The sequence below is a fragment of the Chlorobium sp. KB01 genome (genome assembly GCF_001975465.1).
Taxonomy (GTDB): Bacteria; Bacteroidota; Chlorobiia; order Chlorobiales; family Chlorobiaceae; genus Chlorobium.
Window position 1 is genome coordinate 1 of sequence record NZ_MPJE01000105.1, and the last position, 19,095, is coordinate 19,095.

General features: G+C 52.9%; 22 protein-coding genes. 11 read left to right on the forward strand and 11 right to left on the reverse strand.

Translation table 11 applies throughout. From position 1 onward, the window contains the following. Positions 1-189, forward strand: a 189-nt coding sequence (locus BOO20_RS13175) for a hypothetical protein (RefSeq protein ID WP_233120971.1), incomplete at its 5' end; no start/stop codon positions are given. Beyond that, a complete protein-coding gene (locus BOO20_RS10900; protein ID WP_076792676.1) occupies positions 186-1,400 on the forward strand; it encodes a class I SAM-dependent methyltransferase in 1,215 nt (404 codons plus the stop codon). The genes BOO20_RS13175 and BOO20_RS10900, both read left to right, overlap by 4 nt. On the opposite strand, the gene BOO20_RS10905 is transcribed toward BOO20_RS10900, so the two are convergent. The 3 genes from BOO20_RS10905 to BOO20_RS10915 all read right to left on the reverse strand — a co-directional run bounded on the left by BOO20_RS10905 (position 1,375) and on the right by BOO20_RS10915 (position 3,739). Next, positions 1,375-2,310: a Ppx/GppA phosphatase family protein gene (locus BOO20_RS10905; protein WP_076792678.1), complete on the reverse strand. Its 936-nt coding sequence runs from the start codon at positions 2,308-2,310 to the stop codon at positions 1,375-1,377. The genes BOO20_RS10900 and BOO20_RS10905 overlap by 26 nt on opposite strands. A gap of 16 nt (positions 2,311-2,326) precedes the next feature. Next, positions 2,327-3,208: a 50S ribosomal protein L11 methyltransferase gene (gene prmA, locus BOO20_RS10910; protein WP_076792679.1), complete on the reverse strand. Its 882-nt coding sequence runs from the start codon at positions 3,206-3,208 to the stop codon at positions 2,327-2,329. Between the two features lie 99 nt (positions 3,209-3,307). Next, positions 3,308-3,739 (reverse strand): C40 family peptidase, encoded by a 432-nt coding sequence (locus tag BOO20_RS10915; protein WP_233120972.1) that lies wholly within the window; start codon positions 3,737-3,739, stop codon positions 3,308-3,310. A gap of 285 nt (positions 3,740-4,024) precedes the next feature. Between BOO20_RS10915 and lysC the strand changes: the two genes are divergently transcribed. The 4 genes from lysC to BOO20_RS10935 are packed head-to-tail and all read left to right on the forward strand — an operon-like array spanning position 4,025 to position 8,248. Beyond that, positions 4,025-5,440, forward strand: a complete 1,416-nt coding sequence (lysC, locus tag BOO20_RS10920; protein ID WP_076792683.1) for a lysine-sensitive aspartokinase 3 — start codon at positions 4,025-4,027, stop codon at positions 5,438-5,440. A gap of 43 nt (positions 5,441-5,483) precedes the next feature. Then, positions 5,484-6,473, forward strand: coding sequence for a phosphoribosylformylglycinamidine cyclo-ligase (gene purM, locus BOO20_RS10925; RefSeq protein WP_076792684.1), 990 nt, complete (start codon positions 5,484-5,486; stop codon positions 6,471-6,473). Positions 6,474-6,523: 50 nt separating this feature from the next. After that, positions 6,524-7,231 carry a glycerol-3-phosphate 1-O-acyltransferase PlsY gene (gene plsY, locus BOO20_RS10930; RefSeq protein ID WP_006365731.1) on the forward strand — a complete coding sequence of 236 codons (708 nt, stop codon included), beginning with the start codon at positions 6,524-6,526 and terminating at the stop codon, positions 7,229-7,231. 15 nt (positions 7,232-7,246) lie between these two features. Continuing rightward, positions 7,247-8,248: an NAD(P)H-dependent glycerol-3-phosphate dehydrogenase gene (locus BOO20_RS10935; protein ID WP_076792686.1), complete on the forward strand. Its 1,002-nt coding sequence runs from the start codon at positions 7,247-7,249 to the stop codon at positions 8,246-8,248. On the opposite strand, the gene BOO20_RS10940 is transcribed toward BOO20_RS10935, so the two are convergent. Genes BOO20_RS10940 through BOO20_RS10950 form a run of 3 tightly spaced genes read right to left on the reverse strand, consistent with a single transcriptional unit; the run spans position 8,245 to position 11,289 of the window. After that, positions 8,245-8,742, reverse strand: coding sequence for a histidine phosphatase family protein (locus tag BOO20_RS10940; RefSeq protein WP_076792688.1), 498 nt, complete (start codon positions 8,740-8,742; stop codon positions 8,245-8,247). The two genes, BOO20_RS10935 and BOO20_RS10940, sit on opposite strands and share 4 nt — an antisense overlap. Next, positions 8,739-9,908, reverse strand: coding sequence for a glycoside hydrolase family 3 N-terminal domain-containing protein (locus BOO20_RS10945; protein ID WP_083694661.1), 1,170 nt, complete (start codon positions 9,906-9,908; stop codon positions 8,739-8,741). Before BOO20_RS10945 ends, BOO20_RS10940 begins: the two co-directional genes overlap by 4 nt. Before the next feature lie 55 nt (positions 9,909-9,963). Then, the gene (locus BOO20_RS10950) at positions 9,964-11,289 is read right to left on the reverse strand and encodes an AAA family ATPase (protein WP_076792689.1); all 1,326 of its coding nucleotides are present in this window, start codon (positions 11,287-11,289) and stop codon (positions 9,964-9,966) included. Positions 11,290-11,410: 121 nt separating this feature from the next. Between BOO20_RS10950 and kdsA the strand changes: the two genes are divergently transcribed. Further along, entirely contained in the window at positions 11,411-12,241 is an 831-nt protein-coding gene (gene kdsA / locus BOO20_RS10955; protein ID WP_076792691.1) for a 3-deoxy-8-phosphooctulonate synthase, read from the forward strand. Between the two features lie 36 nt (positions 12,242-12,277). Continuing rightward, entirely contained in the window at positions 12,278-12,841 is a 564-nt protein-coding gene (locus tag BOO20_RS10960; protein WP_006365724.1) for an HAD family hydrolase, read from the forward strand. Between the two features lie 153 nt (positions 12,842-12,994). On the opposite strand, the gene BOO20_RS10965 is transcribed toward BOO20_RS10960, so the two are convergent. The 5 genes from BOO20_RS10965 to ruvX all read right to left on the reverse strand — a co-directional run bounded on the left by BOO20_RS10965 (position 12,995) and on the right by ruvX (position 17,507). Further along, positions 12,995-14,452 carry a hypothetical protein gene (locus tag BOO20_RS10965; RefSeq protein WP_076792693.1) on the reverse strand — a complete coding sequence of 486 codons (1,458 nt, stop codon included), beginning with the start codon at positions 14,450-14,452 and terminating at the stop codon, positions 12,995-12,997. Between the two features lie 190 nt (positions 14,453-14,642). Next, positions 14,643-15,500 (reverse strand): NAD(+)/NADH kinase, encoded by an 858-nt coding sequence (locus BOO20_RS10970; RefSeq protein WP_076792694.1) that lies wholly within the window; start codon positions 15,498-15,500, stop codon positions 14,643-14,645. Next, a complete protein-coding gene (locus BOO20_RS10975) occupies positions 15,497-16,366 on the reverse strand; it encodes a prephenate dehydrogenase (RefSeq protein ID WP_076792696.1) in 870 nt (289 codons plus the stop codon). Before BOO20_RS10975 ends, BOO20_RS10970 begins: the two co-directional genes overlap by 4 nt. 4 nt (positions 16,367-16,370) lie before the next feature. Then, positions 16,371-16,952 (reverse strand): orotate phosphoribosyltransferase, encoded by a 582-nt coding sequence (pyrE, locus tag BOO20_RS10980; protein ID WP_076792698.1) that lies wholly within the window; start codon positions 16,950-16,952, stop codon positions 16,371-16,373. Positions 16,953-17,075: 123 nt separating this feature from the next. Further along, positions 17,076-17,507, reverse strand: a complete 432-nt coding sequence (ruvX, locus tag BOO20_RS10985; RefSeq protein WP_076792699.1) for a Holliday junction resolvase RuvX — start codon at positions 17,505-17,507, stop codon at positions 17,076-17,078. A gap of 190 nt (positions 17,508-17,697) precedes the next feature. Here ruvX and BOO20_RS10990 point away from each other — a divergent pair, with 190 nt between their 5' ends. The 3 genes from BOO20_RS10990 to crcB all read left to right on the forward strand — a co-directional run bounded on the left by BOO20_RS10990 (position 17,698) and on the right by crcB (position 19,091). Then, complete coding sequence (locus tag BOO20_RS10990; RefSeq protein ID WP_076792701.1) at positions 17,698-18,318, forward strand: heme-binding protein; 621 nt, start codon at positions 17,698-17,700, stop codon at positions 18,316-18,318. An 83-nt stretch (positions 18,319-18,401) separates the two neighbouring features. Next, entirely contained in the window at positions 18,402-18,629 is a 228-nt protein-coding gene (locus tag BOO20_RS10995; RefSeq protein WP_006365714.1) for a hypothetical protein, read from the forward strand. A 78-nt stretch (positions 18,630-18,707) separates the two neighbouring features. Then, positions 18,708-19,091 (forward strand): fluoride efflux transporter CrcB, encoded by a 384-nt coding sequence (gene crcB / locus BOO20_RS11000; protein ID WP_076792703.1) that lies wholly within the window; start codon positions 18,708-18,710, stop codon positions 19,089-19,091. Positions 19,092-19,095 lie beyond the last annotated feature (4 nt).

The following is a 19,095-nucleotide window of genomic DNA, read 5'->3' on the forward strand; positions in this document are numbered from 1 at the left end:
AACTTATTTTTGGAATGCAATACCCCCAATTTTGGGCGTCATGAATTATTGAGGTTAAAGGACAGCAAGGACTTCAACGACGAAGAGATGAAAAGTAAATCACTGTTTGCTGGAACTGGATTTCTTTTTTTATTGGTACTTGTTGTCGCTGAAGTCTTTTTGGTCCTTTCAAGAAAATCCTTCCCATGACCTTAGAAGAGCTCTATCGCCTGCGTGAGCCTGATGTTCAGGCGCTGATTGCGCTGCACAGCGGCGATGATCCGGCTCAGTTTGCCATGCAGTTTCATGGCCGGAAGGATTTGCCGGTCAGGGCAATAGCGGAACAGATCGGTTGCCGCCGGAAAGCGGCCAAAAAGTTACCCTCCCTTTCAACCTATAATCTGCTTTACACTCCGCTCTCGCTGGAGCAGGCTTCGGGAGAGCGGGCGGCTGCGTTCAAGGCCTCAATGCTTTCAGGAAAGCGGTTGATCGACCTCTCTGGCGGTCTTGGTATTGACTCGATCTTTCTCTCCCGTAATATTGAAGAGGTGCTCTACTGTGAGCGCGATCCGCTGCTTTGTGCCATGATGGAGCATAATCTGAAGCAGTGCGGAATCGGCAATGTTCAGGTGCACCATGCTGACAGCCTCACCATGCTTGCAGGTTTTCCTGATAACAGCTTTGAGTGGATTTATGTCGATCCGGCGCGGCGTGAAGAGGGGCGGCGTTCTGTCACCCTTGAGTCGGCAAGTCCCGATGTTGTTCTCAACCATGACCTGCTGCTCCGCAAGGGGGCGAAGGTCTGCATCAAGGCCTCTCCGGCGCTTGAGCTGAGCACCCTGAAAGCGATTTTGCCGGCACTCTCGGAAATTGTGGTGGTTTCGGTTGACCGTGAATGCAAGGAGTCGCTGTTGCTGCTTGACCGGGGGGCAAGAGATCGCCCTGTGACGATCAGGGCGGTTGCTCTTTCAACCGGGTCGGATGCTGTCGTTGAGGTTTGCGGAGATCCGGATGCCGACCGGGCCATTGCCTCTTCGCTGAAGGTGTTTCTCTACGAGCCGGACCCGGCAATCATCAAGGCGCGACTTTCAGCGGTGCTTGTCCGGAATTACGCTCTTGAGTTTCTGAATGGATCGGTCGATTATCTGACAGGGGAACAACTGATTGCGGATTTTCCCGGCAGGCTCTTCCGGGTTCTGGACGCTGTCCCCTGGAAACCGAAAACCTTCAGGGCATTTCTGGATCGGCACCATATAACGGGAGCAAGTATTCAGCGGCGTGATTTCCCCCTCTCTGTGGAGGAGCTGCGAAAAAGGTTCAGTATCAGGGAGAGCGAGAGGGCTTTCCTCTTTTTTACCCGGAACGCAGAGCGAGAGCCTGTTGTCATCTACGCCCTCAAATTTTTTGCTGAAGCCGGATAAGCTCCTCCTGCGCAAGGCCGAAACGCAGCCCCTGAATGCTGACCCGTATTTCGCCGATGCCGAGCAGGCGCATGAACTGATGCAGGATCAGGGTGCCCATGGTAATGACGTCAGATCTCCCCTCAGGGATGCCAAGCGCAATGATCTCCTCATTGGTTTTTTTCCTGAGCTGTTCGAGCAGTTCATGAACCTCGACGTAGCTGAGCGGGTAGTTGTGTACCTTCAGCGCATCAAAGTGGTTCATTCCCTGAGAGACCTGGGCAATGGTGGTCACGGTTCCGGCTACTCCGAAAACCTGTTCCCGTGAAGCAAAAAAGGGGAGGATACGCTTTGTGAGCATGTTGCTGATCTCTGCTTCTGCCTGCTCAAACTCGCTTTCCGGAGGGGGGAGCATGGTGAAAAACCGCTCGGTGAGCCTGACCGATCCGATGTCGAGGCTTACGCTCTCCGTTATACCCTCAAGCGAGCCCATGGAAATCTCCGTGCTGCCGCCTCCGATGTCGATCACCGAGAAGGGTTCCGGAATCCGGCTCATACCGGCTACTGCGCCGAAAAAGGTGAGTTTAGCCTCCTCCTCACCGGAGATGCATCTGATTGCAATTCCGGTCTCTTCTTTAACCGCTCGGATCACCTCCGTCCGGTTGGCGGCATCTCTCAGGGCGCTTGTTCCTGCTGCAATGATGCAACGGCATCCATGTTCATCGCTGAGCTGACGGTACTCCTTCAGGCAGGAGATCAGCCGAAGCTGAGCATCCCGGTCAATGACCTTTTCTGCGTCAACATTTTTGCCAAGCCGTACAATGGTTTGTCGGTGGCAGACCGGAATGATGCTGCCGCTTTCCGGTACGAGATCGGCAATAAGCAGGAGGGCTGTATTGGTGCCGATATCAATGCATGAAACCCGTTTCATTGGTCTGCAGGGGAGTTTAAAGCGTTGAACGGGAGAGTGGGCGCACAAGGCTTGAGAGCCATTCATCTTCATAGATGGTTTGCACAATCTCATAACCGAGCCGTTTCAGCAGCTTTTTCAGCCACGGTTCGTCATAGACCAGAATACCGGAGAGCAGGACCGTAGCTTCCGGTGAGTACTTTCTTATGGCGGGCAGAATCCGGTCAATTACGTTTTTATTGATATTTGCCAGAATCAGGTCATAGCCCTCACGAAGGTTCACGATAAGATCCTCTTCTGCATCAAGAAGCTCGATTTTTATATCCGGAGCAGCGTTTTGTTCAATATTCTCTATCGCGTTTTCCGCCGCCCATGCACTGTTGTCGAACGCAAGGATCGTCAGGTTGTTGCCGAGCTTGCGGGCTGCAATGGCAAGTACTCCGGTGCCGGTACCGATATCCATCATTTTCTTGTCCTGCAAATCAAGCTGCTCCATCTGACGAAGCATCAGGCGGGTTGTGGCATGGTAACCGGTTCCGAATGACATTTTCGGATTGATCTCAATGACAATCTGACCGGGTTTAGGGTTGATATCCTTGTTTTTCTGGACAATCAGAAAGCGGTCGGATATCTCGATAGGCTGCAGGTTGGCTTCCCACTCGGCATTCCAGTTCCGGTCAGCCATAAAGGTGGCCGTATAGGCAGGAGCAGTTCCCAGACGCTCTTGCAGAAAAGCGATCATTGCCTGCTCTTTCTCATCGGTCCACTCCTCTTCCGGCAGATAGGCCAGAAGCCGTTCGTCCTCCTCCTGAAAATACGCTATGCCTTCAGCGGCCAGCAGGCCGATATAGAGTTCATGCAGGGAGGGGTTTACTATAAAAGCCAGTTCGATATAGTTCTGTATTCCTGTGTTGGGCATAAAGAGAGCCGGAGTGGTTTGAAAGAGTGAAATGATGAGGAGCAATATAAGAGATTTTCACCATGCAAAGAGGGTTTCGCGTGAAGGTGTGGAGGAGACTCAGTCCGGCGTTATAATCCGGGCTGCACAGACATAGTGACGAAGGTAGTAGCTTTCGGTGAGGCTGCTGACCATGACGCCGCGCCTTGCTGCATGCGCAAAGCTGTTTTTGCCTATACTGATTCCTACATGGTCGATGCGTCCTCCTCCGATACTGAAAAACAGAAGATCACCCGGACGAAGCTCTTTTTTCTCCACCAGGGGGCCGAGCAAGGCCTGCTCTCCGGCAGTTCTGGGGAGCAGCATCCTGAAGTTCTGTTTGTAGAGATAGCTCACCAGGCCGGAACAATCGAATCCGTCAGGAGTCGATCCTCCTGAACGATACGCTGTGCCCATGGCGTCGTCAAGGGATGAAAAGAGCCGGTCGATTGATCGTTCCGGCACCTTTAACGGCAGGCGGCAGATCTCGGGTGAGCCTCTTCCTTCCCGCATACACGAGATATACGATTTTCTCTTTTTTAAACTATATTTGCTCTCCCGACTCTCTCCTGACCCTCTCAGAAGGATCTGGCAACCGACAGCACTGAAGAGCAGGCTGGACAAGGTTCCCAGGAGCAGCAGCCTTTGGCACGACTTGAGCCATGTGGAGCGTGAATCCATTGTAACCGGTCGAGTTTATCAAGGTTGTTCTTTTTCGGGAACAGCGGATGCTTTCCCGTGAAGCATAGAGGAAATGTAAGTGAAATTTTCACGATTAACCTATTTGTTTGAATTGTTATGGCGGTGATGAAATTCGGAGGTACCTCGGTTGGAACTGCCGGTGCGATGCAGCAGGCAATTTCACTGGTTGCCAGGGAAGCAGGGAAGGCGGCGCCTCTTGTTGTGCTCAGTGCATGCAGCGGTATAACCAATAAACTGGTGCAGATTGCCGATGCTGCCGGACGAAGCGATCTCGAAGAGGCAAAGCGTCTTGCCGGAGAGGTTCGCAGCTTTCACCTCAATCTGATTGACGAGCTGATCAAGAGTGATGAGTTGAAAAAAGAGCTTGCCGACTCTGTTGAACAGTTTTCCGCCCGCCTTGAAATGCTGGTCAAGGGTGTAGATATAGTCGGTGAACTGACCGAGCGCTCCAGGGACATGTTCTGCTCTTTCGGTGAACTCTTTTCGACCACGGTGTTTGCCGCAGCAATGAAAGATCAGGGATTAAACGCTGAATGGGTCGATGTCCGCAAGGTGATGATTACCGATGATAATTTTGGTTTTGCCCGCCCGCTCAATGATCTCTGCAAAGCAAATGTCTCGCTCATGATCGCACCGCTCCTTGAAAAGGGCACCACGGTCATTACCCAGGGCTATATTGGATCGACAAAAGACGGCAGGACAACGACACTCGGCAGGGGCGGTTCCGACTTTTCAGCCGCCCTGCTCGGATCCTGGCTCAATGACAACGCCATACAGATATGGACCGATGTTGACGGAGTCATGACCTGCGATCCGCGTCTTGTGCCCGAAGCACGGAGCATCCGGGTCATGACCTTTTCCGAAGCCGCGGAGCTTGCCTATCTCGGAGCCAAGGTGCTGCATCCCGATACCATCGCGCCCGCTGTGCAGAAAAATATTCCGGTCTATGTGCTCAACTCCTGGCATCCGGATGCCAAGGGAACGCTTATTACCAATGATCCTGAACGGCTTTCAGGCAAAAGCTACGATGGTCTTGTCAAGTCCATTGCGGTTAAAAAGGGACAGTGTATCATCAACATGCGTTCAAACCGGATGTTCGGTCGTCACGGCTTTATGAATGAGTTGTTCGGTGCTTTCGCCCGTTTCGGTGTATCGGTGGAGATGATCTCCACCAGTGAGGTTTCGGTATCGCTCACCGTTGATGAAAAAAGTTTCAGTGAGGAGCTGATCCAGCATCTGAACAGCTTCGGCGAAGTTGATATCGAGCACAATGTGGCCACGGTCAGTGTGGTTGGCGATAATCTTCGCCTCTCCCGCGGCGTCGCCGGCAGGATATTCAATGCGCTGAAAGATGTCAATCTCAGGATGATCTCCCAGGGAGCATCAGAGATCAATGTCGGGTTTGTTGTTCAGGAGTCCGAGGTGGTTACGGCGGTCAGAAACCTCCACAGGGAGTTTTTCTCCGGCCCTGAGGATGCCGGTATTTTTGAAACCCCGGCAGGAACGCCGTAAAGCGTTCTCGATATTAAATGTATAAAATTTAAAGAGGTAGCAGATGGATTATAAAAAAGCCGGAGTCGATATCAGTGCGGGTGAAGAGTTCGTCCGTTTGATCAAACCCCAGGTACGCCAGACATTTACTCCCGGGGTCATTACCGATATCGGCGCGTTCGGAGGTTTTTTTCAGCCCGATTTCTCCCTGTATAAAAAACCGGTGCTGGTCAGCAGCATTGACGGGGTCGGTACAAAACTGAAAATTGCCATTGAGCTCGGTATCTATGACACGGTCGGCTCATGCCTTGTCAATCACTGTGTCAATGATATTCTGGTCTGTGGAGCAAAACCGCTCTTTTTTCTCGACTACTATGCCTGCGGAAAGCTGACGCCTGAGCTTGCCGCCGCCGTTGTTACCGGTATGGTCAAGGCCTGCCGGGAGAATGGATGCGCACTTATCGGCGGTGAAACCGCCGAGATGCCGGGAGTCTACAGTGAGGAGGATTTTGATCTCGCAGGCTCTATTGTCGGAGTTGTTGATCATGAAAAAATCATCAACGGTGCGTCAATCACTGCCGGTGATGTGCTGCTTGCCCTTCCATCCAACGGTCTGCACACCAACGGCTATTCACTTGCCCGCAAAGTGCTTGACGGAAGGATGCACCAGACATTTTCAGGTCTTGACGGTTCTGCGGGAGAGGAGCTGCTGAAAGGTCACCGCTCCTATCTCCGGGCGATTGAGCCGTTTTTCGGTTCACCCGCACTCAAGGGGCTGTCACATATTACCGGTGGAGGTCTTCTTGGTAATACCATGCGTATTGTGCCTGAAAGTCTGAAGCTTGATGTCGAGTGGAACGCATGGCCGGAACCGGTGATTTTTGATATTATCCGTAAAGAGGGCCATGTTCCCGAGGAGGATATGCGCAGAACCTTCAATCTCGGTGCCGGACTGGTCATGATTGTTGAAAAAAATGCGGTTGATGATGTGCGGGCCGTCTTGCAATCTCAGGGGGAAAATTCGTACATTATAGGGCAGGTCTCCAGAACCTGACGGGATTTTTTGCGTTATTTTTTGTCACACAGCAATAATCAGTAACGTTTATGGTGACTTTACTTGCCATTTTAGCGGTGAGCTATCTCATCGGATCCATCCCTACCAGCATTATGGCGGGAAAGATGCTCAAGGGTATCGATGTCAGGGACTTCGGCAGCGGAAATGCCGGGGGTACCAATGCCTTTCGTGTACTCGGCTGGAAGGCCGGTCTGACGGTTACGCTCATTGATATTGTCAAGGGCGTTATTGCCGCAGTTTCTGTTGTTGCTTTTTTCCGGGAGCACCCGATCGGTAATTTTCCCGATATGAACGAAGTTGCGCTCAGGCTTCTGGCCGGGATGTGCGCAGTTATTGGCCATGTCTTTACGGTTTTTGCCGGTTTCAAGGGTGGCAAGGGTGTCAGCACTGCCGCAGGGATGCTGATCGGCATTGCACCGGTAAGCATGCTGATCGTTGTCGCTATTTTTCTGCTGACCGTCTACGTTTCAAGGTATGTCTCGGTAGCCTCCATTCTTGCGGCACTTGCCTTTCCGCTTATCATTGCCATCCGCAAGTATATTTTTGAGCTTGGCGGCGGCCTTGACTACTATATCAGGCTTTTCGGATCCCCACTCTCCTTCCATGACAGCCTCGACTATCACCTTATGATTTTCGGTCTTATTGTCGCGCTTGCCATTCTTTACACGCACAGGGCCAATATCAGAAGGCTGCTTTCCGGTACGGAGAACCGTCTGACATTCGGCAGGCGTGCATAACGGCCTGATTATCCGATGAATATTGCTGTACTTGGTGCCGGAAGCTGGGGCACCACACTTGCCGTACTTCTTGCTTCGAAAGGTTATCCTGTCCGCCTCTGGGCGCACCGGCCGGAATTCTCGGCAAAGCTCAGGGCGGAGCGTGAAAATCAACGCTATCTGAAGGGCGTGGCTTTTCCGGACTCACTTGATGTTGCCGATCTCCTTCCTGAACTGATCTCCTGGGCCGAAGTGATCGTTACGGCCGTACCATCCCAGGCGTTGCGGGAGACGGTTACCGGTTTTTGTACGACGTCACTCGACGGTAAAATTCTGGTCAATGTTGCCAAGGGTATCGAGGTTGGAACGGGTAAGCGGATGTCGGAAGTACTGCTTGAAGTGCTCTCCTCTCTGAAGCCCGAACAGGTTGCAGCGCTCTATGGACCAAGCCATGCCGAAGAGGTAGCAAAAGAGCAGCCCACGACCGTGGTTGCCTCCTCACCGTCGCTCCGGACGGCAGAGATTGTGCAGGAGATCTTTCGTACCAACATGTTCCGCGTCTATGTCAATAACGATATCATAGGGGTTGAAACCGCCGGTTCAGTCAAGAACATCATTGCGATTGCTGCCGGTATCTCCGATGGCATCGGGTATGGAGATAACGCAAAGGCGGCCATTATCACGAGAGGTCTTGCCGAAATCTCAAGGCTCTGCATACGGCTTGGAGGGGATCCAGTCACCCTCTCCGGACTTTCGGGAATCGGCGATCTCGTTGTTACCTGCCTATCACGCCACAGCAGAAACCGTTATGTCGGCGAAGAGATAGGCCGGGGTCGCACACTTGATGATATTATCAGCCAGATGAATATGGTTGCAGAGGGTGTGCACAGCTCAAGAGCGGTTTATGAGCTCAGCAGCAGACTCGGAGTTGAAATGCCTATTACCCAGGCGGTCTATGAGATGCTCTTTGAACGCAAGCCTGCCCGGCAGGCGATTTTTGAGCTCATGACCCGTGATCCCAAATCGGAACGGGATTAATCGGTTTTACGCTTCGGGTACTCATACCAGACCTTTTTCCCCTTGCCGTAAGCCGCATCCTTCCACATCGCGATCTCCAGATCGATCCTTACCATGCCGCAGGTCTCCATACTCTCCATGTGAGCAGCTGAAAGCAGGTTTGCAAACTCCGTAATGGTCGGATTGTGCCCGAAGATCACGGCTGTTTCGATACTTTCGGCCATCTCCTGTATGATGGCAAGAATCTGGTCGGCCCTTCCCTCGTAGATCTCCATTCGCCTGACGATCTTCTCCTTCGGGTAATCAAGGATTTCACAGAAGAGCTCTGCTGTAGAGATAGCCCTGTTTGCCGGACTGGAGATGACAAGATCGGCGGCTACTCCCATTGCCTTCAGCATTGCGGCCATGAGTGAAGCGGTGTGCTCTCCCCGACTGTTCAGAGACCGGTCAAAATCGCCTGTCTGAGCATCCGCCCAGTTTGATTTTGCATGACGGACAAGGCAGATGGTTTTCATGTGCGGGGTTTGAGGTACTGTTTTTTAAGCTCTATGACTCTCCGGTACGACAGGTCGATACGTCTGGGTGTTACCACTCTTTTCTCTACAAGGGATCGGATAATTTCCGTTGCCTTCGTGGCAATTGCAGGGTCCCATGAGGTGTTGTTGCCGAAGAGCAGAACGTCCACACCGGCATCAATGGCCAGCCGGATGGCCTCTTCAAGCCCGTAACGGTCTGCGATGGCCTTCATCTGCATATCGTCGCTGATAACCACACCCCTGAATCCGAGCTTTTTGCGGAGAAGAGCGGTGATGGTTGATTTTGAAAGCGTTGCCGGATAAATCGGATCAAGTTTTGCGTTGAACACATGTGCGGTCATGATTGCGTCGCGGTAACCGGACGCAATCATGGCGCGGTAGGGCTCAAGCTCTTTTTCGGACCAGCTGTTCGTTATATCGGTAAAATCCTTGTGCGTATCGGTCGTTGAACTGCCGTGCCCAGGAAAATGCTTCAGGGTGGCAATGATACCCTCGCGGTTGAAGGTTTTGACCGTCAGCCGGATATTCGGGACGGCAATTTCTGGATCCCCCGAAAAGCTTCGCCCGAGCTTTCCGATAACCGGATTGTCCGGATTAACATTCAGATCAGCTACCGGGGCAAAATTCAGCCCGATATGCATTGCCTGCAATGTCCGGGCCGTCAGGGCGGCAGCGGTGGTTGTGCTGTCGGGATTGTTGAGGGTTCCGAGATGCTCAGCCGAAACGCTCGGGGGAAATCCGAACTTCGCCTTGAGGCGGTTGACCCTTCCTCCCTCCTGGTCAATACCGATCAGGAGGGGGATGGCTGAGAGCTTTTGCAGTTCAAGCGTCAGGAGCGAGAGCTGTTCAGGGCTGCTGATGTTTCTGGATGGTGCGTGCAGTGGAACGTCATAGTCAAAGAGTACAATACCGCCGATCCGGCGTTCAAGGATATCTTCAGCAATGTCGGGAGATTCTGCCACCGAGAGCCCCCTGAAGCCGATCATCACCATCTGGCCGATTTTTATGGCAAGGCTGTCCGGTCTTTCGGAAGCGAATGCCGTAAAGGAGGAGGTAAGCAGCAGGAAGAGCGCTGCAACCGTCAGAAAGATTTTTTTCATGAATGTCGGTGTTGCAGCAAGGGCGTTAACGGGTTTTTTGTTCATCTTACGGGGCCTGCTTCACCATGCAAGTAAGGCCCCGGCAACTCAATGTATCTTTTTATCCTGCTTTTTTACCGGTGATGGTCAGCTCTCCTCCGGCGAGATCAACGGCAACCTCATCACCCTCCTCTACCGCTCCGGAGAGAATAAGTTCCGAAACCCTGTTGGTGATCTTGCGCTGCATCACCCGTTTGAGAGGCCGGGCGCCGAATGCCGGGTCAAATCCCGCATTGGCAATCCATTCAAGGGCACCATCGGTGATGGTCAGTTTGATGCGCTGGCGCATTGCGGTCTCTTTGATACGGTCGAACTGTATGTGCACAATTTTTTTCAGCTCTTCGCGTGTGAGCGGCGTGAAGAGGATGATCTCGTCAATACGGTTGAGAAACTCCGGTTTCACCTGCTGTTTCAGCAGCTGGAAGAGCTTCTCCTGGAGGCCCGAAAGCAGAGCCTCACGGTTTACACCATCGAGTTTTCCCATCTCGGCCTGGATCATCTGTGCGCCGATATTACTGGTCATGATGATGATGGTGTTCTTGAAGTTCACCGTATGTCCCTTGCTGTCGGTCAGGCGTCCATCGTCAAGTATCTGCAGGAGGATGTTGAAGACGTCCGGGTGCGATTTCTCTATCTCGTCAAGCAGCACAACGGAAAATGGTTTGCGCCGTACTGCTTCGGTAAGCTGCCCGCCCTCCTCATAACCCACATAGCCGGGAGGTGCTCCGACCAGCCGGCTTACGGTGTGGGACTCCATATATTCGCTCATGTCGATGCGTATCATGGAGTCCTCATCATCAAAGAGATAGTCGGCAAGAGCACGGGCAAGCTCGGTTTTGCCGACACCGGTCGGCCCGAGAAAGATAAAGGAGCCGATAGGGCGCTTCTCGTCCCCCATCCCCGCCCTGGAGCGTTTTACCGCCTCACTGACCGCCGTGACGGCATCCTCCTGCCCGATCACCCGTTTATGCAGCTCCTGTTCAATCAGGAGCAGCTTCTGGCGCTCACCCTGCAGCATCTTGCTGACCGGTATTCCTGTCCATTTGGAGACAATATCGGCTATATCCTCCGCATCAATCTCCTCTTTCATGATCAGGTCGCCTCCGGCCTTCTTCTCTTCAATTTTCAGGCGGTTCTCTTCAAGATCGTGTTCAATCTGTGCGATTTTTCCATAGCGTATCTCTGCAACCTTGCCATAATCGCCCTGACGCTCAAACTCCTCGGCCTGAACCCGGAGCTCTTCTATCTGCGATTTAAGGGTGCGGGAGGACTGTATCAGCTCTTTTTCGCTATCCCACCGGGCCTTGATGACGGTCTGCTCCTCGATAAGGTTTGCGAGCTGTTTTTCAATCTCCTCCAGTCGTTGTTTTGTATCAGCGATGCCCATAGTTTTCCGGTATTTGATTACGGACTGTGAATAAGAAATATTGTTGTAAATTTAAGGCTTAAATTATCAAAGTCACAAGAGGCATAGAGCTTTAAGCCATAAAAGTATAACGGGTAACAACGTGCAAAAGTTCTCGATCGGTTCACTCTCCATTCCGGATACCTCAGCTCCGCTCATTATTGCCGGACCCTGTCTGATCGAAAACAGGGCAATGGCGGTAAAAACAGCCGAAGAGCTTCAGCGCATCAGCAGAGCGGAAGGGGTAGGTTTTATTTTCAAGGGCTCCTACCGCAAGGCAAACCGCACTTCCGGCTCCTCTTTCTCCGGTATCGGTGATGTAGAGGCGCTTGAAATACTTGACGAAATCCGCACTACCTACCGGATGCCGGTAGTGACCGATGTACATGAAACCAGGGATGTAGCGCTTGCCTCCCGCTATGTTGATGTGCTGCAGATACCGGCCTTTCTCTGCCGTCAGACCGAACTTCTTGTTGCTGCCGGAGAGAGCGGGCTTGCCGTCAACATCAAGAAGGGGCAGTTTATGGCCCCGGAAGATATGGCACTTGCCGCTGCCAAGGTGGCCGGGACGGGTAACCAGAGGGTCATGCTGACCGAACGGGGATCAAGTTTCGGCTATCACAATCTTGTAGTTGATTTCCGTGGTCTGGCCAAAATGGCTGAATCAGGATACCCTGTTATCTATGACGCAACGCACAGCCTTCAGCTTCCAGGCGCGGGCAATGGTGTTTCGGGCGGAGAGCGCCAGTATATGATGCCTCTTGCACGGGCGGCGGTCGCAGCGGGGGTGAACGGTCTCTTCTTCGAGGTTCATCCCGATCCATCGAATGCACTGTCGGATGCAGCCACACAGGTTGCTCTTGATGAATTCGGAACTATTGTCAAACAACTGCTCCATCTTTACCGGTGTGTGCAGTCGCTTCATTCACTCTAAACCACTATACCTGTGGCCGGTTTTCAATATTTCGGGATGCAGCCTTCACAGGCCGATCCATCAACACGTATAGAGCAGGCACTCAAAATTGTCCGGGCAGTTGTTTTTCCGGTTGACGGAGTCCTCAACGGCGGAAGGATCACCTTTGACAGCCGGGGAGGTGAGCTCTGCTCGATTTCGGTAAGAGATGCCGTGGCTATCAGGGAGGGATTGAAACAGGGGTTGATGATTGCCGTCATCTCCGGGCGGGATGCCGAAGCGTATCGGCCCCTGCTCGAAAATCTTGGTGTAAGCGATCTCTCGCTCAATTCCGGGGATCTTTTGAAGGCCTACGAGAGTTTCCGTGATGCTCACGGGCTCACTGACGAGGAGTGTGCATACATCGGTGACGATATCGGCGATATTGCCGTACTTGCAAAAGCCGGCCTGCCCGTTACACCGATTGACGGGGCTGATTATCTCAGAAACCGTGTCGGCTACATTGCCGGTTATGAAGGCGGTAATGGGTGTTTGCGGGAAATTATCGAACTGATTCTCGCCCAGCAGGGAAAGTGGATCTACACCGAGCAGCCTCAGGAGGAGAGTGAAACGGAGAGCTGAGTGGCTGGATGGCGGTTGTCATTCCGAACGAAGAGAGGAATCTGATTGGAACAGATCCGGAAGAAGAGATCTATCCTTTCAGTCGGGATGACATGGGGAGGGTGAGATAAAAATGTGGAATGGTCGAAATGACAACGGGCGGCGGGAGCGATCTTACCGGATTTCGGCAACTGCTTCCGGGTTGAGGATCGCGGCGGTTTCCGCCAGAGTGAGCAGTCCGACTATATTGGTGCCGTGATTTGGTTCAATGTGCACATCTCCCCGGTACTCTGCTCCCTTTTCAAGTGCCTGCTCAAGGGCCTCTATCTTCCCCAGCAGACTGTAGGCTGCTGATTGCGGCGTAGAGCAGGAGACAGGAGGATTCTCCGCACCATGCAGATAGTACCCTTCCGGAAGCATCTCCATATCCGGGTAGTCATGCCAGTGGGTCATGGATGCCCCGTAGCGGCCAAGATGAGCGGGGAAGAGCTCATCCGGCCTGAGTCTCATGAGGATGCTTGCTGTTATGGCATTTCCCAGTGCGTGGGCCAGAATAGTCAAGGTGTCGAACGACGGCTTGGCACCTCCCGAAGGTGAAACACCAGCAGGGGTCTTCAGCCATGCTCTGCCTCCGCTTATACCGATTTCCACCAGATCATGCTGAGGGTCAAGATGATGCTTCCGGCATCCGGATCGGGTTGTGATAACGCTCACCTCCGGAACCGGCACAAGGAAGGTTTTACCTGCGGCCACGATCCGCACCGTGCCCTCGTGCTCCATTTCACGCTCCTCACTACCTGTTTCATCACTGCAGAGGATTGCCGGCTGCACCGCAACAGGGAGCTGCCGGGCAAAGAATCCGTAGCTCATACCGCTGCGCTGGTCGAGATAGCGGGCAACGATCCGCTTGTAAAAATCGCTTCGGTATGCAAGCCCGGCGGTGGAGGTGTGGGTGAGCAGGCAGTGGTTATCGCGCCACAGTCTGCTGCACTCTGCAAAATCCTTGCCCACAGTCCGAAACAGCGGCGTATCGGTCTGGAGAGCGCCAGGTTTCATATCAAGATCCTCCGGCCTTGGAGGAACAACCTGAGCCGTAAGTTTCGGCACCAGCGTGCAGCGGACATCCTCCACCGCAGGAAGCGGGGTGTTGAAGGTTACGACACCCCCGTTCATGGTGCAGATGGTCCATGAACGGTCGGTGACAAAGATCAGGATATGCACCATGTCGCGGGCAAGCCTGCCGACTATTGCGTCAAGTCGCTCCTGCGGGAGGGCCTCGGTGGTGAGCGGCGGCGGTTCGTCGTAGATGCCGACAATGATATTGTTGTAGAGCGTTGAAACCCGGTTGATTGCGAGCATATCGTCGGTAAAAGAGCCCGGAGCAAAGACAACCGTACCGGGGAGGAACCGGCCGTCACTGCCCGAGGCCTCCTCTTCAGAGAGTACGGTGATCTCCAGTGAGTTCATAGCCGAAACCAGTGCAAGGCAGAACTGTTCAAGGCGAACCGGGAGCAAAGGTGCGGGGTAGATGACCGGCCTGATTTTGCGGCACATCCCCTCAATGCTGAGCGGAGTTTCAGCAGGAATGCCGAGGAACTGGTGGAGAGTGCCGGCACTGATATTGATTCCCATGGGTGCCTCTATTTATTTGTTCTGCGATTCGATTGCTTCGTTGGGTGGTGCTCGAAATCCTCATGGACTGCGTGTACACTCCGGTTTCTGCGCTCCGTCCGTCTCGCACTCAAACCGCTCACGACAATAAATAAAGGTACCCGCATAAAGATCTGTTGCCCCGAATGGATTGAAGGTGAGAAGTGCCCGCTCAGAGGCCGAAATTATGCTCGCGTCCCCAGAGCAGTTTGGTCCGCAGGATCTCGCAGTAATCCCGTTTTTCATTGGCGACGAGATGGACCGGTTCCGGCGATTTTCTTATCGTGACCACTTTGCGGGGGTCAAGCATTCTGACCAGATGGCCGTCGCAGTTGAGCGGAAACTCCCCGTCAGGAGCATCAACAGAGACTTCGATTATCTTTTCGTCACTGATAACAATCGGCCGGACGGTCAGCATGTGCGGGCAGATCGGTGTGATGACAAAGACACTCGATTTCGGGGCGATGATCGGTCCACCGGCAGACATGGAGTAAGCTGTTGAGCCGGTTGAGGTGGCAATGATGATGCCATCAGCGCGGTAGGAGCTGAGCAGCTCCCCGTCCAGCTTTATGACAAAGGTCGGAATGCGGGGATAGGCTCCCTTTTCAATCACCACATCATTCAAAGCCCGTAACTGTTGTACATTCCCGTCGATTGAAAGAGAGGCTTCAAGCTGTGAGCGGTTATGGATCGTATAGGTGTTGTTCAGAACCTTTTCTATTGCCGAAAACATTTCAGCCTGGGTGAACTCCGTTAAAAAACCGAGATAGCCGACATTGACGCCGATAACCGGTTTGGTCATGGCGTAGTGGGATGCGAAGAGCAGTGTGCCATCACCTCCCAGCGAGATGAATGCATCGCACTGCCGGTTCAGCTCCTCAATCGGCGCTGATCGTGCTATATGCAGCTTTTCGGCTGAAAGGGTTTCGAAAACATACTCGACATCCCGTTTATCGAGCCAGAGGGCAAGCTCTCTGGCGAGATCAAGTGCGTTCTCCCTTGAAACATTGACAACAATCGCAAATTTCATGAGCGGTTCATCTCTTTAAGGGTTTGATAAAGCCGGTTGGCTTCATCGAAGCGCGATTCAAGCTGTTCAAGGTTGAGAGAGCGTACTTCCTCTGACAGGGCCGTAAGTTCGACGGCAAACCGGTCAAGCTCCGCAGCAATGTTGTCACAGTTGGTTGCAATAATGTCCCGCCAGATCTGCCATGGACTTCCTGCAAGCCGGGCAAGGGTCGCAAAGCCCGGTCCGGTTTTGCTGATCGAATCGCCGCAGTGATTCATAAGGAGGGTCGATAGCAGTTGGGGCAGATGGCTTGTTTTTGCAACCACGAGATCATGTTCTTCGGCGTTCATCGAGAGTGTTGTGCATCCTGCCGACTCAAGCAGTGCAATGAGGAATCTCCCTTTCGGCTCTTCGAGTACACCCTTGTCGTCACAAAGGATCACGCGTCGGCCATGCAGCAACTCCTCGTGGCTTTCACGATATCCCTGCTGCTCCTTGCCGGCCATCGGGTGCATACCGATAAAGTTCAGCTCAAGCTCCCTGGCTTTACGGGCGATCAGCGACTTTGTGCTTGATACATCGCTGACCAGTGTTGAGGGAGGCGCAAGCTGTTTGATCTCCTCCAGCAGGGCAATGTTGATCTCGACCGGAGCCGAGAGGATTATCAGGTCGGCGCTGTAGAGTAGCGACTTCTCTGCGGTAAACCGGTCAAGACCGAGTGCTTCAACCGTGGTGCGGTCACTATCGGTGAAGCATGGGTCAAATCCCTGAAAAAAGATTTTACTCTCACGGGAAAGCGGCGAAAGCTTTATTGCCCGCAAGAGCGACATGCCGATCAACCCGAGACCGATAAACGAGATAGTTCTGATAGGTGGCTGCTCGGTCATGCCGTTAGTTTTGCTTGTTTGCCCGGCTTCCGGGGGCATCAATCGGCACATTCTGTCTGCAGAGAGGGCACTCCTCAGGGGTGAAGCTGATCACTTCCATTGAAAGCACTGAAAACTGTTCGTCAGCAAGCCTTACGCGGCCATTGCTGCGGTCAACCACCGATCCGACTCCGACCAGTGTTGCTCCGGCCGCCTTGACAAGCGCGATCACCTCGGCGACCGACCCTCCTGTGGTGATAACATCCTCAATCACCACCACCCGTTCATCCGGCCCGAGCGTGAATCCGCGTCGAATGGTCATCACGCCATCCTTGCGTTCAGCGAAAATGGTTTTTACTCCGAGCTGGCGCCCCACCTCTGTTCCGACCACGATTCCTCCAATAGCCGGGGATATGACGGTTTCGACTCCCTTGCCGCTGAAATTCCCGGCGATCAGGCTGCAAACCGCTTCGAGGTGTTGTGGGTGCTGCAATACCTTTGCGCACTGAAAATAGGTATTGCTGTGCCGTCCTGAAGTCAGCCTGAAATGACCGTCAAGCAGAGCCCCGGTTGATTTGAAGGTGTCAAGCAGTTCAGATGTACTCATGAATGGTTATGGGTAAGAGTGTCGACAAGAGTTCTATGCCCTAAAGATAAAGAAGCAGTGCCGAAAAGCTAAATGAAAAACTCCTGCTTTTCCGATCCTTTCGTCAGGATTGGAGCAGAATCTCTACCGGTTGCGGGACTCCAGATACTCGGTAAGCAGTACACATGCGGCGGCACTGTCGATTCTCCCCTTTTCCTGTCGCACTTTTCTTGATTTACCGGAAGCTGCAAGGATCTTGCGGGCATCTTTTGATGAGTGGTGTTCATCGACCCGTTCAATTATCAGTTGGGGGAACTCCACGAGCAGCTCTTCTATAAAGCGGTCAATAACGCCGGTCATGGCGTTTGTTTCGCCGTTTCCACTCAGTGGATAACCGATGATTACCCTGCCGATCTCGTCACTGCGGAGCATCTCTTCAAGCATTCCGGAAAGTCCGGCCCGATCGACGGTGCCGACAGGCTGGGCGAAGAGCTGGAGCGGGTCGCTTTTTGCCACACCGATTCGCTTGGTGCCGTAATCGATGGCGATCACTCTTTTTTTAAGTGTAAAGCTCATGAGCAGAGTGGAGTAGGATTGCATAATGGTGACGTATCAATCAAAGATATAACTATACCGGCTATTTTTATCATAGCGGGCGTACCCGCTTATGATCAGGCATACTCCTGACAGCTAAACCTTTTTGCTCTTGCGTGTGTTCCATTTATAAGATCGTTTTGTTCAACAATTCAACAGAAGGGAGGTTCTTATGGGTGCATGGTCACTGTTGCTGATGACAAGTCTGCTGCTTGCAGGCTGTTCGGTACTGGGCAAGCGGGAATCAGCCGAGCCACCGTTTACGGTGCTGGAGAAAGAGGGGGAGATCGAAATCAGGCAGTATGGCGGGATGGTTCTGGCTGAAACGGTTGTTGATGGAGGGTACGGCCAGTCGAGCGGTCAGGCCTTCAGCCGGCTTGCGGGCTATATTTTCGGCAAGAACCGCTCAAAACAGAAGCTTTCCATGACTGCTCCCGTGTTTCAGGAGCCTGCTTCGGAGAAACTCTCCATGACCGCTCCGGTGCTGCAGCAGAAGCAGGGGAACTCCTGGGTGATGTCGTTTGTGATGCCTGAAGGATCAACCCTTGCTTCACTACCCGAGCCTCTTGACCCGTCCGTAACCTTTCGTAAGGTCGGAGCAAAAAAGGTTGCGGTCATCAGTTATTCAGGACTCCATTCCGAAAGCAATCTCCGGAGCTATGCCGAAAAGCTGACGGTATGGCTCGGGAAGAGAGGGTTCCGGTCACTCTCTTCTCCCAGGGCGGCAAGCTACGATCCTCCATGGGCCATTCCGTTCCTTCGCCGCAACGAGGTGCAGATTGATGTTGAGTAAGGCCGATGCCGCCTTGAGGTTTTTTCCTCGTCTGATTATTATTACCTTTTATAAACTACCGCTCACTTAATCAAACCATCAGTATGAAGCCGCTCTACTATTTTCTGACTGCAACGCTTTCGATACTGCTCTCGATTTACATCTTTATTTTCGGCACAGGGGTTAACCATGAGCTGATTGCTATATTTATCGGACTCTGGGCACCGACGATCATCGCTCTCGGTATTTTCAATACCCTGCTCGGCATTCTTGATGAGATGTGTTGTGCGCACAAGAGGATTGAGGGGAGGCAGACAGGCGATGACCGCTAAAATTATGGACCCCGTTAAAAATCTGCTGCGAGCGTTGATTGCTGTGTTGGGCGGTGGTCGGAATCAAATAGAAGCGTGATGAAGCATTTTGGAGCAGTTGCACTGGTTGGTGCGGGCGGGTTTCTCGGCTCTGTGGCCCGCTACGGGGTGGCGCTGCTCTTTCTTCCGCTTGCTCCGGGCTTTCCCTTTTCAACCTTTGCGGTCAACATGCTCGGCAGTTTTCTTATCGGATTGTTGAGCGAGCTTGCAGTTTCGACCACCCTGGTCTCTCCTGAAGCACGGCTCTTTATGGTGACAGGCTTCTGCGGAGGCTTTACCACCTTTTCCGCCTATATGTATGAGCATGCATCGCTGATGAAGGATGGTCAGCTCTTCTTCGCCGGGCTCTACCTTTTCGGCAGCATCGCCGGAGGTCTCATTGCACTTTACTCGGGAATGCTTTTTGCAAAAATCTGGTCATAAAGGA

What these genes read in the sequence shown, in the direction of transcription:
- BOO20_RS10950 (WP_076792689.1), bottom strand. Translation starts at nt 11,289, where the DNA reads ATGGGCATCGCTGATACAAAACAACGACTGGAGGAGATTGAAAAACAG.
- crcB (WP_076792703.1), top strand. Translation starts at nt 18,708, where the DNA reads ATGAAGCATTTTGGAGCAGTTGCACTGGTTGGTGCGGGCGGGTTTCTC.
- BOO20_RS10935 (WP_076792686.1), top strand. Translation starts at nt 7,247, where the DNA reads ATGAATATTGCTGTACTTGGTGCCGGAAGCTGGGGCACCACACTTGCC.
- BOO20_RS10995 (WP_006365714.1), top strand. Translation starts at nt 18,402, where the DNA reads ATGAAGCCGCTCTACTATTTTCTGACTGCAACGCTTTCGATACTGCTC.
- BOO20_RS10940 (WP_076792688.1), bottom strand. Translation starts at nt 8,742, where the DNA reads ATGAAAACCATCTGCCTTGTCCGTCATGCAAAATCAAACTGGGCGGAT.
- BOO20_RS10900 (WP_076792676.1), top strand. Translation starts at nt 186, where the DNA reads ATGACCTTAGAAGAGCTCTATCGCCTGCGTGAGCCTGATGTTCAGGCG.
- BOO20_RS10990 (WP_076792701.1), top strand. Translation starts at nt 17,698, where the DNA reads ATGGGTGCATGGTCACTGTTGCTGATGACAAGTCTGCTGCTTGCAGGC.
- BOO20_RS10915 (WP_233120972.1), bottom strand. Translation starts at nt 3,739, where the DNA reads ATGCGGGAAGGAAGAGGCTCACCCGAGATCTGCCGCCTGCCGTTAAAG.
- prmA (WP_076792679.1), bottom strand. Translation starts at nt 3,208, where the DNA reads ATGCCCAACACAGGAATACAGAACTATATCGAACTGGCTTTTATAGTA.
- BOO20_RS10965 (WP_076792693.1), bottom strand. Translation starts at nt 14,452, where the DNA reads ATGGGAATCAATATCAGTGCCGGCACTCTCCACCAGTTCCTCGGCATT.
- BOO20_RS10970 (WP_076792694.1), bottom strand. Translation starts at nt 15,500, where the DNA reads ATGAAATTTGCGATTGTTGTCAATGTTTCAAGGGAGAACGCACTTGAT.
- BOO20_RS10960 (WP_006365724.1), top strand. Translation starts at nt 12,278, where the DNA reads ATGCAGCCTTCACAGGCCGATCCATCAACACGTATAGAGCAGGCACTC.
- ruvX (WP_076792699.1), bottom strand. Translation starts at nt 17,507, where the DNA reads ATGAGCTTTACACTTAAAAAAAGAGTGATCGCCATCGATTACGGCACC.
- pyrE (WP_076792698.1), bottom strand. Translation starts at nt 16,952, where the DNA reads ATGAGTACATCTGAACTGCTTGACACCTTCAAATCAACCGGGGCTCTG.
- purM (WP_076792684.1), top strand. Translation starts at nt 5,484, where the DNA reads ATGGATTATAAAAAAGCCGGAGTCGATATCAGTGCGGGTGAAGAGTTC.
- plsY (WP_006365731.1), top strand. Translation starts at nt 6,524, where the DNA reads ATGGTGACTTTACTTGCCATTTTAGCGGTGAGCTATCTCATCGGATCC.
- BOO20_RS10905 (WP_076792678.1), bottom strand. Translation starts at nt 2,310, where the DNA reads ATGAAACGGGTTTCATGCATTGATATCGGCACCAATACAGCCCTCCTG.
- lysC (WP_076792683.1), top strand. Translation starts at nt 4,025, where the DNA reads ATGGCGGTGATGAAATTCGGAGGTACCTCGGTTGGAACTGCCGGTGCG.
- BOO20_RS10945 (WP_083694661.1), bottom strand. Translation starts at nt 9,908, where the DNA reads ATGAACAAAAAACCCGTTAACGCCCTTGCTGCAACACCGACATTCATG.
- BOO20_RS10975 (WP_076792696.1), bottom strand. Translation starts at nt 16,366, where the DNA reads ATGACCGAGCAGCCACCTATCAGAACTATCTCGTTTATCGGTCTCGGG.